Genomic DNA, 15,419 nt, shown 5'->3' on the forward strand with positions numbered 1-15,419 from the left:
TCTTTTTATAGAGGTATAAGAATATAGTATAACAGGAGTGTGAGGTTATGGATAAACTGATGCTGATGAATGATCAACTCAATGCGGTTGTATGGGGGAAGTACATGATCTTTTTTTTATTGTTTACGGGCTTCTGGCTCATGCTGCGTACCAGATTCCTTCCCTTTACCCATGCACGGCTGATTCTGCGTAAAACATTGGGCTCACTGGGAAAAGGTGATAAGGGGGACGGGGTTACTCCCTTTCAGGCTGTAGCGACCGCACTGGCTGGAACACTGGGAGTCGGCAGTGTGGTGGGCGTTACCACGGCTTTGACGATGGGAGGGCCGGGTGCACTGCTGTGGATGTGCGTCAGTGCCATCTTCGGCATGATGACCAAATATGCAGAGGTTGTGCTTGCCATCCATTATCGTACGAGGGAACGGGATGGCACCTTTATCGGCGGACCGATGACAACACTGGAGAACGGCTGCCATATGGGCTTTCTCGGTATTTTGTTTGCCGTGCTTTGTATTTTTGCATCCTTTGGTATCGGGAATGTCACACCGGCAAATACGATTGCACATACGATCACATCTTATATTTCCATACCTTCCTGGAGCATAGGTCTCATCATGGCGCTTTTTATTGCCTGGATCATATTCGGAAAGGGAAATCTTATCATGCGGTTTAATGAAATTACGATTCCTGTGATTTCCGTGCTTTATATTGCCGCGTGTCTGTATCTGATTGTATTGCATGCCGATGCGCTGCCGCAGGCACTGCGACTTGTATGGTATGATGCTATGCGTCCCATGGCCGGGGTTGGCGGTATCGGCGGCTTTGCCATCAGCCGGGCCATGCATTTCGGTATTTCCAGAGGCGTATTTTCCAATGAAGCGGGGATGGGAAGCTCACCGATCTCCCATGCCTGCGTTTCTCATGCCAATGCAATCGAGCAGGGGTTCTGGGGAATCTTTGAGGTGTTCTTCGATACGATTGTCGTCTGTACGATTACCGGTCTGATGATTTTGACCAGTGGACTGCTCGACAGCGGGATGGAGGGGGTGGCATTAACGGTTGCCTGCTTTACCTCCGGCTTCGGTCACCTCGGCGGTATCATATTCTCCTTTTCCATTGTTGCCTTTGCGATTCCCTCCATTCTCGGCTGGTATTATTATGCGCGGGAGTGTTTACGATATCTGTTTAAGGGAAAACTGATGCTGTATATCTATCAGGGGGTTTTTCTGGTACTGCTGGTTTTCGGAGCACAGCTGCAGCTGACATTCGTATGGGATGTTGCGGATACGCTGAACGGACTCATGGCGATACCCAACCTGATTTCTCTGGTAATTTTATGCCGAGTTGTGGTAAAATTAACGAAAGAGTATTTGGAAGAACATGGGAGTGATTAGATGAAGGTTGTAATTGCCTGTGATTCTTACAAGGGCTGTATGACTTCAAGAGAGGTTGCCGAACGTATTGAACTGGGGATTCGACAGGTGGATGATGCTGTTATCACAACATCCTATGTCATTGGTGACGGCGGGGAAGGGACAGTGGAGGCATTTCATGAAACCTGTCACGGAAGGAAACAGCCGGTAAGTACCACGGATGCTTATGGAAAGAAAATCATAAGTGAGTACACGATCATTGAGAATGGTGAAACAGCAGTGATCGAGGTAGCAAATATCATAGGATTAAATATGCATGAGCGGGATAAGCGGGCACCGTTTTTCGGCAGCAGCTACGGTGTAGGTACCGTTATGCTGGATGCGGCTGCACAGGGCTGCAGGAAAATTATCATCGGCCTGGGCGGAAGTGCAACCAATGACGGCGGAATGGGTCTTCTGCAGGCACTGGGGTGCCGGTTTTATGACAGCTCCCATAAATATCTTTCCCCGCAGGCGATGAATCTGGACAAGGTCCGCTATATCGATTTCAATCGGCTGAACAAGCTGGAGGGTATTGAACTGATTGCAGCCTGTGATGTGAAGAATCATCTGCTGGGAGAAAACGGGGCAACCTATGTATTCGGAAAACAGAAGGGTTTTTTCCCGAATCAGATTCGTAAAATCGATCTGGGAATGGAAAATTTCCGCAATCAGGTGCGGCGGTATCTGCATGTGGATATTGATTCCTTTGACGGCGGAGGAGCGGCAGGGGGCATCGGTGCTGTTTTGATCGGTATCCTGCATGCGAACATGATTTCCGGCATTGAGCTGCTGCTGTCCTTCAGTGACATGGAGGAGCAGGTGAAGGATTGTGATCTTGTGATTACAGGAGAAGGGCAAAGTGACCGTCAGACGATGTTTGGAAAGGTTCCGGTGGGAATCCTGAAGGTTGCCAACCGCCATCATAAGCCATGTATCTGTATCAGCGGTGCCTTGGGAATCGGATATCAGGAGCTTTATGATCTTGGATTTATCGGAATATACAGTATAGCGGATCGGGCTATGACGTTTCAGCAGGCTTTGGATAATGCTCCGGATAAGCTGACAGCCACCACCTATGGGGTAATGAAAACGGTTATGTATTACATGAATCGCATCAACGGGAACAGAGGATGATCTGTTCTTTTTTTTACGGTCATATGGTTCTGCGGTTTTGTAAATCAATGGAGCGCTTCTTTCGTTTTTGAACCGGTATATGATATAGCATAAGCGAACAGGCTGTGAATTTGGCGGTTGTGCGTCTGTAATGCATTGTGTCCGTTCGGCTTGCAGTCTTATGATTTTAAAAAGATTTTATTTTTCTATTTACAAAATGCGGATTCTCACATATAATACATATGAACAGATGTTCATATGTTAAAAGAAATGAGGAAATCAAATGGTAAAGGAAGCTATGGAATGTGAAGTAACAGAGGTGCATACAGATACCGTTGCAAGATTAAAGGATACTCTGCTGAGTCAGGAACAGTTTCAGAATCTGGGTACCCTGTTTAAGATGTTTTCGGATCCGACAAGACTGAAAATACTGAGTGCGCTGTTTCAGGAAGAACTATGTGTATGTGATTTGTCGGAGCTGCTGGAAATGACACACTCCGCAGTTTCCCATCAGCTGAGCGTTCTTCGGCAGAATCGCCTGATAAAGTACCGCAGAAGCGGGAAAAATATTTACTATTCTCTGGATGATGAACATATTCAGCTCATATTTGATGCAGGTTTATCCCATATTATGGAGGGATGATATGCTGTCGAAAAGGTTTTGTTTCAGGAAGGCACAGCCTATGACCTCTGGAATTCTGTATCCTTGCAGGATAGTGTCGCAGTTTCGCAGGCCAACCGGCTTTGGCGGACGCTGTGCAACGCGAGTAATGAATATTATGAATCGCGCACAGTATCACCGGGTCTTAAAGGAGCTGCCGCTGCAGGGATGTATTCTGGATATCGGCTTTGGAAACGGGAACATGCTGAAGCGAGTGTTGAAAAAGGGCTGCTGCAGTGTTTATGGGACGGAAATCAGTGAAAGCTGTATGACTGCGGTGGAATGGAAGCTGCTGCCAAGCCTGCAGCAGGGATATCTGAAGCTTGCTATGGGCAGTGCAGAATCCTTGCCATTTGCAGATGCCTGTATGGATACGGTATACAGCATTAACACGATTTATTTCTGGGAATCACTGGACAAGGGGCTGTGTGAGATAGCACGTATACTCAAGCCGCAGGGTACGCTGCTTTTGGCCTTCTATGATAAGCGTTTTATGTCACGTCTTCCCTTACGTGAATACGGCTTTCAGCTATACGATCCAAAGGATGTGAAAGCGGCACTGAAGCATAACGGATATACGTCTATTGAGGTTCATGAAGTGAAAAAGGAAAAATCCTATTGTATTCGTGCAAAACGCGGAAATGTTTAGGAACGTAGAACATAAAGCTTTTGTACAATTTTATACAGAAGAGGCAATAACACAAGTAATTATAAGGTAAGGAGGCAGCATATGGAACGCATATATATACTGGATGAGCTTGATTGCGCCAACTGTGCAATGAAGATTGAAAGGCATGTAGGAAAAATCAAGGGTGTGAAGGAATGCTCGGTGGATTTTGTTAGTAAAAGGATGTTTGTAGATATGGAGCATGAGGGGATTGAAGCTGTGCTCGAAGAAACGGTGCAGGCGATTGAACCGGATGTAATCCTGCGGCGTAAGGATGATAAAAAGGCAGCTTCTGCCGGAAAGCAGGGGGCAAGCGGGAAAGCTGGACATTCCAAGGCAGAGGAACACTATTCTGCACAGGAAGACTGCGGCTGCAAAAAAGCGCATCATCACGACCATGCAGATTGTGCCTGTGCACACACGGATGGACATGATCACCACGATGCCTGCAATGGGTCGCATGCACATGAAAACGACGGACACCATCATCATGAAGGCTGTGGCTGCGGGCATGACCATGCTCATGAAGCACATGAGGATCGTGAAATTCAGGGAGCACTCAAGCTGTATGTGAAAAATCTCGATTGTGCAAACTGTGCAAATAAAATCGAAGCATATGTCCGCAAGATGGACAATATAAAGGATGCCAGTATGAACTTTTCACAGGGAGTTCTGTTTGTTGAGCTGCAGGATGCAAGCCGCAGCGAGGACACCATCAAAGCGATTATGGCGGTTATACCTACCCTGGAGGACGGTGTGACTGTTGAGCGGGAGAAATCTACAGAAGAGGAAAAGCCTTCCCGAATGTTTTCCTTTCAGGAAAACGCACGGCTGTATCTGGGAATTCTGCTGTTTGCGGCAGCTGTTGTATTGGAAGCACAGTCCTGGTCTGTCTGGCTGTTTCTGGCTGCCTATGTGATGGCAGGAGGTAAGGTGGTCTATATTGCACTGCGCAATATACTGAAGGGGGAGGTTTTTGATGAAAACTTCCTGATGAGTGTTGCGACGATCGGAGCACTGGCTATCGGCTCCTATGAGGAAGCAGTTGCTGTTATGATTTTTTACGAAATCGGGGAGATGTTTCAGTCCTATGCAGTGAATCGTTCCAGAAAATCGATTTCCTCCCTGATGAATATCCGTGCAGACTATGCCAATCTGTGGAAGGATGGAAAAGAGGTCAGAGTTTCACCGGAGGCGGTTGGCCTTCATGATCTGATTGTGATCAAGCCGGGTGAGCGGGTACCGCTGGATGGTGTGATCGTTGAAGGAACGAGCTCTCTTGATACCTCGGCTCTGACAGGAGAATCCCTTCCAAGAGATGTCGGTGTGCAGGATGAGGTACTTGCAGGCGTCGTCAATCTAAGCGGTGTGCTGAAGGTGGAGGTCAGCAAGGCGTATGGGGAATCTACCGTATCGCGTATTCTGGAGCTGGTGGAGAATGCGAGCAGTAAAAAAGCACCGATGGAAAAATTCATCACACGCTTTGCAAAGGTGTATACGCCAACGGTTGTCTTTCTGGCAATCGCACTGGTTGTGCTGCCGATGCTGTTTATACCGGATGCCGTCTTCACTGACTGGCTGTATCGGGCACTGACCTTCCTTGTTGTGTCCTGTCCGTGTGCACTGGTTATCAGTGTTCCTCTGGGCATGTTTGCCGGGATTGGAGCAGCAAGCAAATCCGGTATACTGATTAAGGGCGGCAATTATCTGGAGGCATTGAAGGATATCGATACGGTTGTGTTTGATAAAACCGGTACTCTGACAAAGGGCGTATTTACAGTGACACAGATACATGCCATACAGCGCAGTGAGGATGAACTGCTGGAAATGGCAGCCTATGCGGAAAATTATTCCACTCACCCGATTGCACTTTCCATTCGCAAGGCATATGCAAAGACGATCGATGCGGAAAGACTGAGCCGGTATGAAGAGGTTGCCGGAAACGGGATTCATGTACAGCTGGATCAGCATGAGCTGCTGGTGGGAAATTACAAGCTGATGCAGGCAAATGGTATCACCTATGAAGAACATGATGCATTGGGAACAATCGTGCATATCGCCGTTGACGGCACATATGAGGGCTATATTGTTATTGATGATGAAATCAAGGAAACTAGTAAGGAAGCCATTGCTTCTTTGAAAAGCAGCGGTGTTAAGAAATGTGTTATGCTGAGCGGTGACCGCTATAAGGTGGGAGAGCATGTTGCGTCCGTTCTTGGATTGGATGAGGTTCACATGCAGCTGCTTCCTGCGGATAAGGTGGAAAAGGTCGAAGAACTGCTGCAGCAGGAGAGTGAGCATGGCAAGCTGGCCTTTGTCGGCGATGGCATCAACGATGCGCCGGTACTTGCAAGAGCTGATATCGGTGTTGCGATGGGAGGCATTGGAAGTGATGCCGCAATTGAAGCGGCGGATGTCGTCTTGATGAAGGATGATCCTTCTGCATTGAGCACTGCAATCCGCATCGCAGGAAAAACCATGCAGATTTTATGGCAGAACATTGTATTCTCTCTGGGAATCAAGGTTGTAATCCTGATCTTAACAGCCTTTGGCATGGCAAATATGTGGATGGGCGTGTTTGCGGATGTCGGTGTGACACTGATCGCCATTCTGAATTCCATGCGCGCTTTAAAGATACGGTAGTCTAACTGTTTGTATTGCATAGAAAGAGAAGCTTTTGGAAACAGAAGCCTCTTTTCTTTTGCTTTGTTTCACAGCTGCTTTTTTCTGATAGGAAGGAAAGCGATTATCCATACATATGACAGTGAAAGAGGAAGACTCAGCGTTTCAATGTGTCTGATTGCTGTTGAATAATGTAAGGGAAATGGGTATAATAGGGAATATTCCGAAAGGATGAGGTGATATCATGAAAAAATTTATACTGTCTGTTTTCTGTTGTATGCTTCTGCTTACCGGCTGCAGTAATAAGGTGCAGGAAAAGGGGAAGGTGCAACAGATTGGAATCGAGGATGCGTTTTCCAAAATGGATAAAAAAGAAACGTTTCTGCTTATGATTACAAGAGATAAATGCTATTATTGCCAGCTGATACACAAGATGCTTGACGATACGATCGAGGATCATCCGACGACCATCTATAATGTAAAAATGGATGATTCCACGACCGAGAATCTGTACGCGGATAATGACCTGTTGAAAACCAGACTGGAAAAGCCCGGGACAACACCGCATGTTTATTATATTAAGGATGGGGTGGTCAAGGATGACATCACCGGCTTTGATGAAGAAAATCCGCTGGAGTTCTGGGAATGGGTAAAGAAGCATAATATCGAGAATCTGAAATAGAAACAGGAGGATGGAAAAACGTTTATTTCATGCTTTAGAATATCGTTGCATCCTGGGACAGAAGGGAATCAATTTCATCGCTTAAAAACAATGAGGTTGATTCTTTTTTGTCTCGGTCATTACGACTTTGCCTATTTTCAGGTAGGAATCAGACAGGGGGTATTCTCTTATGTTATGTGTCCTGCACAGATTTTATGACAGGAGAATGACATAAAATGAAAAAACTTATGAAAATCTTTTAAAAGGATTGATAATTTTTTTCATAACCGCTATAATAGTAAAGTGAGTAAGAAAGCTTTTCATGGAAGTTGAAGAAAGTGATGTGTTGATATGAAAACGTGGCAGGAGGTTTATGCAAACGCAAAAACTCTGTGCGCAAAATGCAGATGCTGTCCGGTATGCAATGGATTGGCATGTCGAGGCGAAACACCCGGTCCCGGAGGAAAGGGCAGCGGGAGTGCATTTGTAAGAAATGCTGAAATGCTGAAAAAGGTATTCATTACCATGGATACAATCAGTGACAATACGGAAATCGATACGACTTCCGAATTTTTTGGCCATAAGGTATCATTTCCGGTGTATGCGGCACCAATCAGCGGTATCCTGCAGAATTATGGTGCAGAGCTGGATGATATGAGCTATACCAGAGCGCTGGTGGATGGCTGCCGCCGTGCGGGTACGCTGGCATTTACCGGAGACGGTATGCATGATGAAATGTTCAAAGGTCCGATGTCTGTGGTCGCACAGCATGAAGGCTTCGGTGTGCCGACGATTAAGCCGTGGAGCAGGGAACATATGGCTTGGCGGATCGAACTGGCGAAAGAAGGACATGCGCTGGCAATTGCCAGTGATATTGATGCCAGCGGTCTGACAAATCTGAGAACAAGCATTACACCAGTCGGGTTTAAAAATGTTGAGGAGCTAAAGGAAATTACGCGAATCTGTGGAGATGTTCCTTTTATTCTGAAGGGGATACTCAGCGTGAAGGGAGCCCGCAAGGCACTGGAGGCAGGAGCATCCGGTATTATTGTAAGCAACCATGGCGGCCGTGTTCTGGATGACTGTCTGTCCGGTATCGAAGTGCTGGAGGACATCGTAAAGGTGGTAGACGGACGTATGAAGGTATTTGTGGACGGCGCGTTCCGTACAGGAAATGACGTTTTCAAAGCACTTGCACTGGGAGCTGACGGCGTATTGATCGGCCGACCGGTATCCCAGGCGGTTATTGGAGATGGCAGCGACGGCCTTGTGACCTATTTGGAAAAAATCAGACTGGAGTTAAAAGAAGCGATGGCAATGGCTGGTTGTAAGACGATTCAGGATATAACCAGAGATTGCGTCAGCGTAACATTCTAAAGGAGGAGATCATTATGAATTCTTTTGAGAACAATGCATTTTTCTGGCAGAAGCTGGATACTTTGTTTTTATCAAGCAAGCTCGTAATCGACAGGCCTAGAAATACCTGTCATTACAAATACAGCAACCTGGTATATCCGGTGGATTACGGGTATCTGAATGATACCACAGGCTCTGATCAGGCACCGATTGATGTGTTCAGAGGCAGTGAGAAAAGCAATCTTGTACAATCCGTTGTAATCAGCGCAGATATATTGAAAAAAGACTGCGAGGTCAAGCTGCTGGTTGGCTGTACGGAGGAAGACGAAAATGATATTCTGGAATTTCTGAATCAGACAGAATTTCAGAAGGCTGTATTGATTCGTCGCGGAAATGAAGTTCCGGAATGGGCACAGAACGATTAGGCTGAAGTAATTCAGCTTTTTTTCATATTTATGGACAGGGAATAAAGCTGTTTTGTGATACAAGGCATATATAGAACGGGGAGGTGCTATCCCCTGTATGTGGAAAGAGCTTCCTGCCGTTTCCCGGTATTTTATGCAGGAGCTGTTGTTTTTTTGATTCTTACCATGCATGAATTCTTCTTTTTTTCCATACAGTAGAAAAGGAGGTCTTTTGCATGAAAAAACTATTGATTATAGGATTGCTGCTATGCCTGATGAGCGGGTGCCAAAAGAATACGGGTACCTTTGCACAGGGGGATAAAAATCTTTCCAGCGTATTTGCGGATATCAACGAACAGATTGCGGACGGAGCCTTTTCAATTCCATTGTTAAAGGACACTGCGCTGAGTGAGCGGGAGGTGGAAGCACTCTATCAGCTGGATATGACGAAAATAGAAAGCTGTATGGTGAAAACCGCTGCTGTGCAGGCACAGCTTGGAGAAATTGCATTGTTTCAGGTGAAGAAGGAACATGAGGGGGATGTGAAGAAGGCGATCAAAAGCCGCAAGGAAGCATTGAAAAAGCAGTGGGGCGCTTATGTTCCGGAGGCGGCAGACCTGCTGTATCAGGCAAAAGAAGGCAGAATCGGTCAGTATTATTACTTTGTTCTTGGTTCAGACAGTGAAAAGGTGGTAAACTATATGCAGAAGATGGATGCATAACGCATGCATTTATGGTATAGTAGAGCAGTTAATGAAGCAAGGCAGGTGAAGGTATGAAGTGGATCATGGATCTGTATCGGGAATTTACATCGTTTGAAGGAAGTCTCTTTAAATACTCCCTTTCTTTTTCTCTGCTGCTGGCACTTGCCCCCAGTCTGCTGCTGATTGCGATGCTGTTTCGCTTTGCATATCTGCCGATGGATATCATTATGAAGTTTCTGATCAGCTTTATGCCGGATATGAGTATGGACGGACTGGATCAGGTATTTCAGTTCTTCGCAAATCAGAATTACAACATCACCTCCTTTATTGTGACAATGTGCGTGTCCTTTTATCTGGCAAGCAGGAGCATTTTCTCCTTTCTGCTGATCAGTGCCTCCCATGAGAGTGTAGAGGTTCCCAAGTGGTCGATTCGCATTAAGTCCGTGGTGCTGTTTGTGTCCCTTGTTCTGTTGCTGGTCTTATCCATATTCATAGCAACAAGGCTGAATGAGTTTCTGCCGATTGTGTCCGCAGTTATCATGCTGCTGTTGTTCACCATGATGTATCGGGCATTGAGCTTTCGGAAGCGGAACTGGTCATTCGGTATCATCGGAGCGATGTTTTCAACCATCTGCATCCTGGGGCTGGCTGCCTTATTTGTAACAATTGTCAGTCATTTTACATCCTATAAGGATGTTTACGGCCCTCTTGCATCTCTGGTCACCCTGCTGCTGGCCATCTATCTGATATCCTGCATCATTTATCTGGGATTTTGTCTGAATCTGATTTGTGAGGAGGATTATGGCAGAGAGGAAGCACTGCCGTTAAAAAATGAGAAGTTTTTTATTCTGTGCAGTGAGCTGACGAAGAGAATACGCAGCCGTTTTTAAAGAAGGAAGAGGAAGAATTATATGAAAGTAACTATAAAGAAAACAGGGATCAACGGGGAAGGAATCGGGTATATCGACCGCATGCCGGTATTTGTACCGCAGGCACTGATCGGTGAGGAAGTGGAAATCCGCATTGTGGATAAACAGAAGCGCTATGCGACAGCGGAGCTGCTGCGGGTGGTTAAGAGCAGTAAGAACCGCATCCGTCCGAAATGTTTTATTCAGAATACCTGCGGTGCCTGTCCACTGATGATTGCCCGTTATCCGGCACAGCTGGAATACAAGCAGGATCTGTTGAAGCAGTCTCTGATAAAATATGCGCAAATCGATCCTAGAAAGGTTGCCCGTGTAAAGGCGAGTGAGGATGTATTCGGTTACCGGAATCAATTTAAGCTGCCCTGTGCCATGGAGGAAGGACGTCTGGTCAGCGGCTTGTTTATGCCGAATTCCAATTATTTTATCGATGTAAAAAAATGCTGGATACATGAGGACGGTCTGGAACGGGTCCGTATGGATATCATGCATGTGTTGAATACACACGGCTGTGTGTCCTATAATCCGCATGATAAAAAAGGTATCCGCAATCTGGTGGTTCGCGGCTTTGACAATCGCTACCAGTGTACAATTGTTACGGGCAATGATGAGCTTGATGAACGCCTGGTTTCTGATCTGATGCGGATAAAGGGGCTTACGAGTCTGTGGCAGAGTATACATACAATTAAAAAGACACCGGAGGTGTTCGGTAATAAAATGATGCATCTGGCAGGTGAAACGAGTCTTTCAATGGAGCTGGATGGCTTAAAGCTTCGAATTTCACCGCGGTCATTCTTTCAGCTGAACAGCAAACAGGCAGTGCAGCTGTATCGGACGATTGCATCCATGGTGAAGGAGGACAATGAGCTGATCGTGGAGGCCTACAGTGGTATCGGTGCAATTTCCTTATATCTGAAGGATAAGGCAAAGGAAATCATCGGAATCGAAAGCATAAAGGATGCGGTCGTGAATGCCAATCAAAATGCAGCGCTGAATGGCTGTGAGCATGTTTCCTTTCTGTGTGACGATGCGGCAAACAAGCTGACCTATCTGTCAAAGAAACGCAGTATTGATGTACTGGTTGTGGATCCGCCAAGAAGCGGTCTGGATGACGCCATGCTGGAATGCATTCTGCGAAGTAAAATAAAAAATATCATTTATGTTTCCTGTAATCCGGCAACGCTTGGAAAGAATCTGGCTGTGCTGTGCTCACGTTATAATGTAGACAGGATTCAGCCAATTGATATCTTTCCTCATACTCCACACGTTGAGAGTGTTGTCTTGATGTCACGAAAGAATAAATAAAGTGTCAAAGAACATCTAAAACAAGGGATTTCTGGTGTCAGGCGGAAAAGTGCTGGATATTGGAAATTCCTTTCCTTATATTTGTCAGAGTCAATCTATCTTTTTTCCAGAGGGTTATGTGTAAATAATCGCAAGGATACTAAGGAGACAGCCGTATGGATAGCGAACAGAAAAGAAGAATCCTAGATGCCCATATGCATCTGCCGACCCAGGGAATATCCTTGTCGGAGAAAAAAGAAATACTCCTTAAGGAAATGCAAAAAAACGGCATTGATGAGGGAATCGTCATCAGTGATTCCGCAATTACAAGTGAAATTGGAAGCTTAAAGGATTGTCTGGAACTGTTCTCAGATACCTGCTATGTTCATGTCGTTGGCGGAATCAGTCCTTTCTTCAATTACAAGGAGCAATGTAAACTGCTGGATACGGCTCTATCTGAAAAAAAGATTGTAGGAATCAAGCTGTTTTGCGGACATGAGTCGTTTTATCTGTCAGACAATATACTGGAGCCGGTTTATGCGCTTGCTGAAACATATAATGTGCCGGTGCTGTTTCATTCGGAAAAAGACAGCTCACAATATGCATCCTATTTTGCCGTATGCGAAGCGGTACGACAACATCCAAATATCACCTTTGTCTGCTGTCACTGCCATTATCCGAATGTAGAGGCATGCTTTCAACGGTATAAAAATGTAAATAACATCGTGTTTGATATTTCCTCCATTGCGGATGTACAAATGACAGCGGATATGAGAAAGGCTGTTCAATCCGAATTGCAAAGACATCCGGACGCTATCATGTTCGGCTCTGATTATGCAGGGTGCTCTCAGGCAGATCATTTGGAATTCGCGATGTCTCTGGCAGTATCGGATGATATACAAAGCAGGCTGTTGTATAAAACTGCATACCGTGTTTTTCATTTGGCGTAGGAAAATGAAGCACTGCATAAATTTATGAATATATATAGCCATATTGATATACATACAGCCTGTGTCTGTAGCTATCCACTATGGTGGACAGACAACTCGTGCAGTTGTATCCAATACATTCAGCTTTTCCTATGCCATTGGATGATTTGTATGCAGAATTCGCCTTTTTTTGCGGACTTACAGCAAAGAGAGTTCCTCTTTTCAACAATCTATAGTATAATACCTGTAATTGAATGTTGAGAGGGGGGCGCATATGTATTCCCTGGGAAAAAAGCAGAAAACGCATACAAAGCTGACCATCGGTATTCTGATTCTCATGATCATAACAATGATTGGTTTGAGTTCTATGATGATACAGCAGAGCAAATCACTGATTATGAATGAAACACAGCGGTATCTTTCTGAATTATCGAAACAGACATCAAGCAGAGTGGATCAAAACATTGCAAAGAATATTGCACAGCTGCGTGAGGTCAGTGCAAATCTGTCAGAGATTGCCACAACCGATGCTGTCGGACAGACCATCATAGACAGTGTTCTAAAGGAGAACGACTTCTCCTGGATTGGCTATGTGGATATGAACGGTCTTCTGCATGTAAAAAATCATAAGACAGTCTCTGTCACAAAGCTGGAAATCGTTCTGGATGCTCTCCATAAGCAGAAAAGCGGCGTGAGTAAGCAGCTGGAAACGCTGTATGATGAAACGGGAATTCTGTATGCGGTTCCTTTTTATGTACAGGGGCACATAAAAGGAGCGATGGTTGCCTGGAGCAATACGGAAAATCTGCAGCTGCTCTCGGATACCGATACCTTCAACGGCGTTGGCTTCAGCTATATCATTTCGCAGGATGGCGATTTTATAATGCATTCCAGTAATCCATACGCCGTATTCCTGAAAAATGACTTCTATAAAAGCATTCAGGATGTGGCGGATATCGACAGCGGAAGCTCTCTTTCTAAAATGAAGTCGGATATCCATAACAGAAAAAGCGGTACCATACATTATATGGTGCATCAGGATGTCCGTGGAGAACCTGAGGAAAGGACTCTGTACTATACACCTCTGCAGGAGGGGAGCTTGTACCTGTTGTCCATAGCACCAAGTATGATTTATGCCAAAAATATACAGGACTATACGAATTTTTCCGTTATGATCAATGTATTTATCTTTCTGGTCTTCGGTATCCTTATTCTCTATATTTTGTTTACGAATACGAAATTCAATAAGGAAATCTATCGTGTTGCCTATGTGGATCCTGTGACCAACGGCTTTACTGCACCACGGTTTGAAAAGGAGATGCAGGGAATTCTGGATAATTTTCAGCCCTTTGCGTTCGTTTCCGTCGATATTCGTAAATTCAAGCTCATCAATGACTCCTTCGGGAGCAGGGATGGAGATCGGGTATTGCAGTATGTGCATGACTGCCTGCAATCCTATTTGAAGGAAGGTGAATTTCTTGCCAGAATCTCATCGGATACATACAATCTGGTGTTGTTTACAACGGATATGGCAGAGATTCGTGAACGTCTGGAAGCAATGACGGATAAGGTGAACTCCTATAATCAGAGTAAGGAACAAACCTATTATCTGCCGTTGGATTGCGGCATCTATATTGTGACAGACAGCAGTATTGATATCGTCAATATACGTGATCGGGCAAACACCGCCAGAAAAAACAATAAGGACATGATCAGTCGCCATATGTGCTCCTGTGTATTTTATGATGACTATGACCGTGTGCAGATGCTGAAAGAGAAGAAAATGGAGAATTCCATGCAGCAGGCTCTTGAGAATGGTGAATTTATTGTATATCTGCAGCCGAAAATCAATCTGGAGAAGAGTGAAATCGTCGGAGCAGAGGCACTGGTTCGCTGGAATTCACAGGATGGACTGATATCACCCGGGGAATTTATTCCGTTCTTTGAGAAAAACGGCTTCATTGTCAAGCTGGATCTGTATGTGTTTGACTGCGTCTGCCGTTCTTGCAGGACTGGGAAAACAGGGGAATCGCGCCTATTCCAATCTCTGTGAACCTGTCAAGAAATCATCTTTTGGATCCGCAGTTTTTGAAAAAGTATGAGGCAATACAGAAAACATATGGTATAGCTTCCCATCTGCTTGAGTTTGAGCTTACGGAAACTGTGGTATTTGAAAATCTGGAGCTGCTGAAAAATGTCATTGCACAGATTCATGCGGCAGGCTTTCAATGCTCGATGGATGATTTTGGAAGCGGCTATTCCTCCCTGAACGTATTGAAGGAAATACCGGTTGACATATTAAAGCTGGATGGTGCATTCTTCGATAAGGAAGGGGATCCAAGAGGCAATGATGTTGTGGAGACTGCGATTGAGCTTGCCAGAAAGCTTGGGATGAAGACTGTGGCAGAGGGCGTGGAAACCTTTACACAGGTGGAATTTTTGCGAAATGCAGATTGCGATATGGTGCAGGGATATGTATTCTCCAAACCGTTGTCAATTGAGAATTTTGAAGTTTTGGCGTTTTCGGCAAGGAAAGCAAAAACGGACACGAATTCTGAATACAACAGGACGGGGAAGACTTCAAACGAATAAAGACGAAAACTGCCACAAACACAGGGCAGCCTTTCTGAAATTCAGTTTTAGTGGGATATGATGATCAATATCACCTGAAATACAGGTT

12 protein-coding genes and 1 pseudogene are annotated in these 15,419 nt (G+C 45.2%); all 13 read left to right on the forward strand.

Going from position 1 to position 15,419, the window contains the following annotated elements:
- Positions 1–47 precede the first annotated feature (47 nt).
- Entirely contained in the window at positions 48–1,394 is a 1,347-nt protein-coding gene (locus ACG3M1_RS06235; protein ID WP_008819235.1) for an alanine/glycine:cation symporter family protein, read from the forward strand.
- Positions 1,395–2,549, forward strand: a complete 1,155-nt coding sequence (locus tag ACG3M1_RS06240; protein WP_008819234.1) for a glycerate kinase — start codon at positions 1,395–1,397, stop codon at positions 2,547–2,549.
- A gap of 262 nt (positions 2,550–2,811) precedes the next feature.
- Positions 2,812–3,171, forward strand: a complete 360-nt coding sequence (locus ACG3M1_RS06245) for an ArsR/SmtB family transcription factor (RefSeq protein ID WP_008819233.1) — start codon at positions 2,812–2,814, stop codon at positions 3,169–3,171.
- A 40-nt stretch (positions 3,172–3,211) separates the two neighbouring features.
- Positions 3,212–3,838, forward strand: coding sequence for a class I SAM-dependent methyltransferase (locus tag ACG3M1_RS06250; protein ID WP_233105061.1), 627 nt, complete (start codon positions 3,212–3,214; stop codon positions 3,836–3,838).
- 81 nt (positions 3,839–3,919) lie between these two features.
- A complete protein-coding gene (locus ACG3M1_RS06255) occupies positions 3,920–6,499 on the forward strand; it encodes a heavy metal translocating P-type ATPase (RefSeq protein WP_009269549.1) in 2,580 nt (859 codons plus the stop codon).
- A 223-nt stretch (positions 6,500–6,722) separates the two neighbouring features.
- Positions 6,723–7,160 carry a bacteriocin gene (locus ACG3M1_RS06260; protein WP_008819230.1) on the forward strand — a complete coding sequence of 146 codons (438 nt, stop codon included), beginning with the start codon at positions 6,723–6,725 and terminating at the stop codon, positions 7,158–7,160.
- Between the two features lie 330 nt (positions 7,161–7,490).
- A complete protein-coding gene (locus ACG3M1_RS06265) occupies positions 7,491–8,516 on the forward strand; it encodes an alpha-hydroxy-acid oxidizing protein (protein WP_008819229.1) in 1,026 nt (341 codons plus the stop codon).
- Between the two features lie 14 nt (positions 8,517–8,530).
- Positions 8,531–8,920, forward strand: a complete 390-nt coding sequence (locus tag ACG3M1_RS06270; RefSeq protein WP_002608173.1) for an inorganic diphosphatase — start codon at positions 8,531–8,533, stop codon at positions 8,918–8,920.
- 215 nt (positions 8,921–9,135) lie between these two features.
- Positions 9,136–9,621: a DUF4358 domain-containing protein gene (locus ACG3M1_RS06275; protein ID WP_008819228.1), complete on the forward strand. Its 486-nt coding sequence runs from the start codon at positions 9,136–9,138 to the stop codon at positions 9,619–9,621.
- Between the two features lie 53 nt (positions 9,622–9,674).
- A complete protein-coding gene (locus tag ACG3M1_RS06280) occupies positions 9,675–10,493 on the forward strand; it encodes a YihY/virulence factor BrkB family protein (protein WP_008819227.1) in 819 nt (272 codons plus the stop codon).
- Between the two features lie 21 nt (positions 10,494–10,514).
- Positions 10,515–11,831, forward strand: coding sequence for a 23S rRNA (uracil(1939)-C(5))-methyltransferase RlmD (gene rlmD / locus ACG3M1_RS06285; RefSeq protein WP_100933882.1), 1,317 nt, complete (start codon positions 10,515–10,517; stop codon positions 11,829–11,831).
- A 155-nt stretch (positions 11,832–11,986) separates the two neighbouring features.
- Positions 11,987–12,760 (forward strand): amidohydrolase family protein, encoded by a 774-nt coding sequence (locus ACG3M1_RS06290; protein WP_217793378.1) that lies wholly within the window; start codon positions 11,987–11,989, stop codon positions 12,758–12,760.
- A 1,297-nt stretch (positions 12,761–14,057) separates the two neighbouring features.
- Positions 14,058–15,331, forward strand: a pseudogene (locus ACG3M1_RS06295) (putative bifunctional diguanylate cyclase/phosphodiesterase).
- Positions 15,332–15,419 lie beyond the last annotated feature (88 nt).

The sequence above is a fragment of the Clostridium sp. 10cd* genome, assembly GCF_044336395.1.
Lineage (GTDB): Bacteria > Bacillota_I > Bacilli_A > Erysipelotrichales > Erysipelotrichaceae > Clostridium_AQ > Clostridium_AQ innocuum.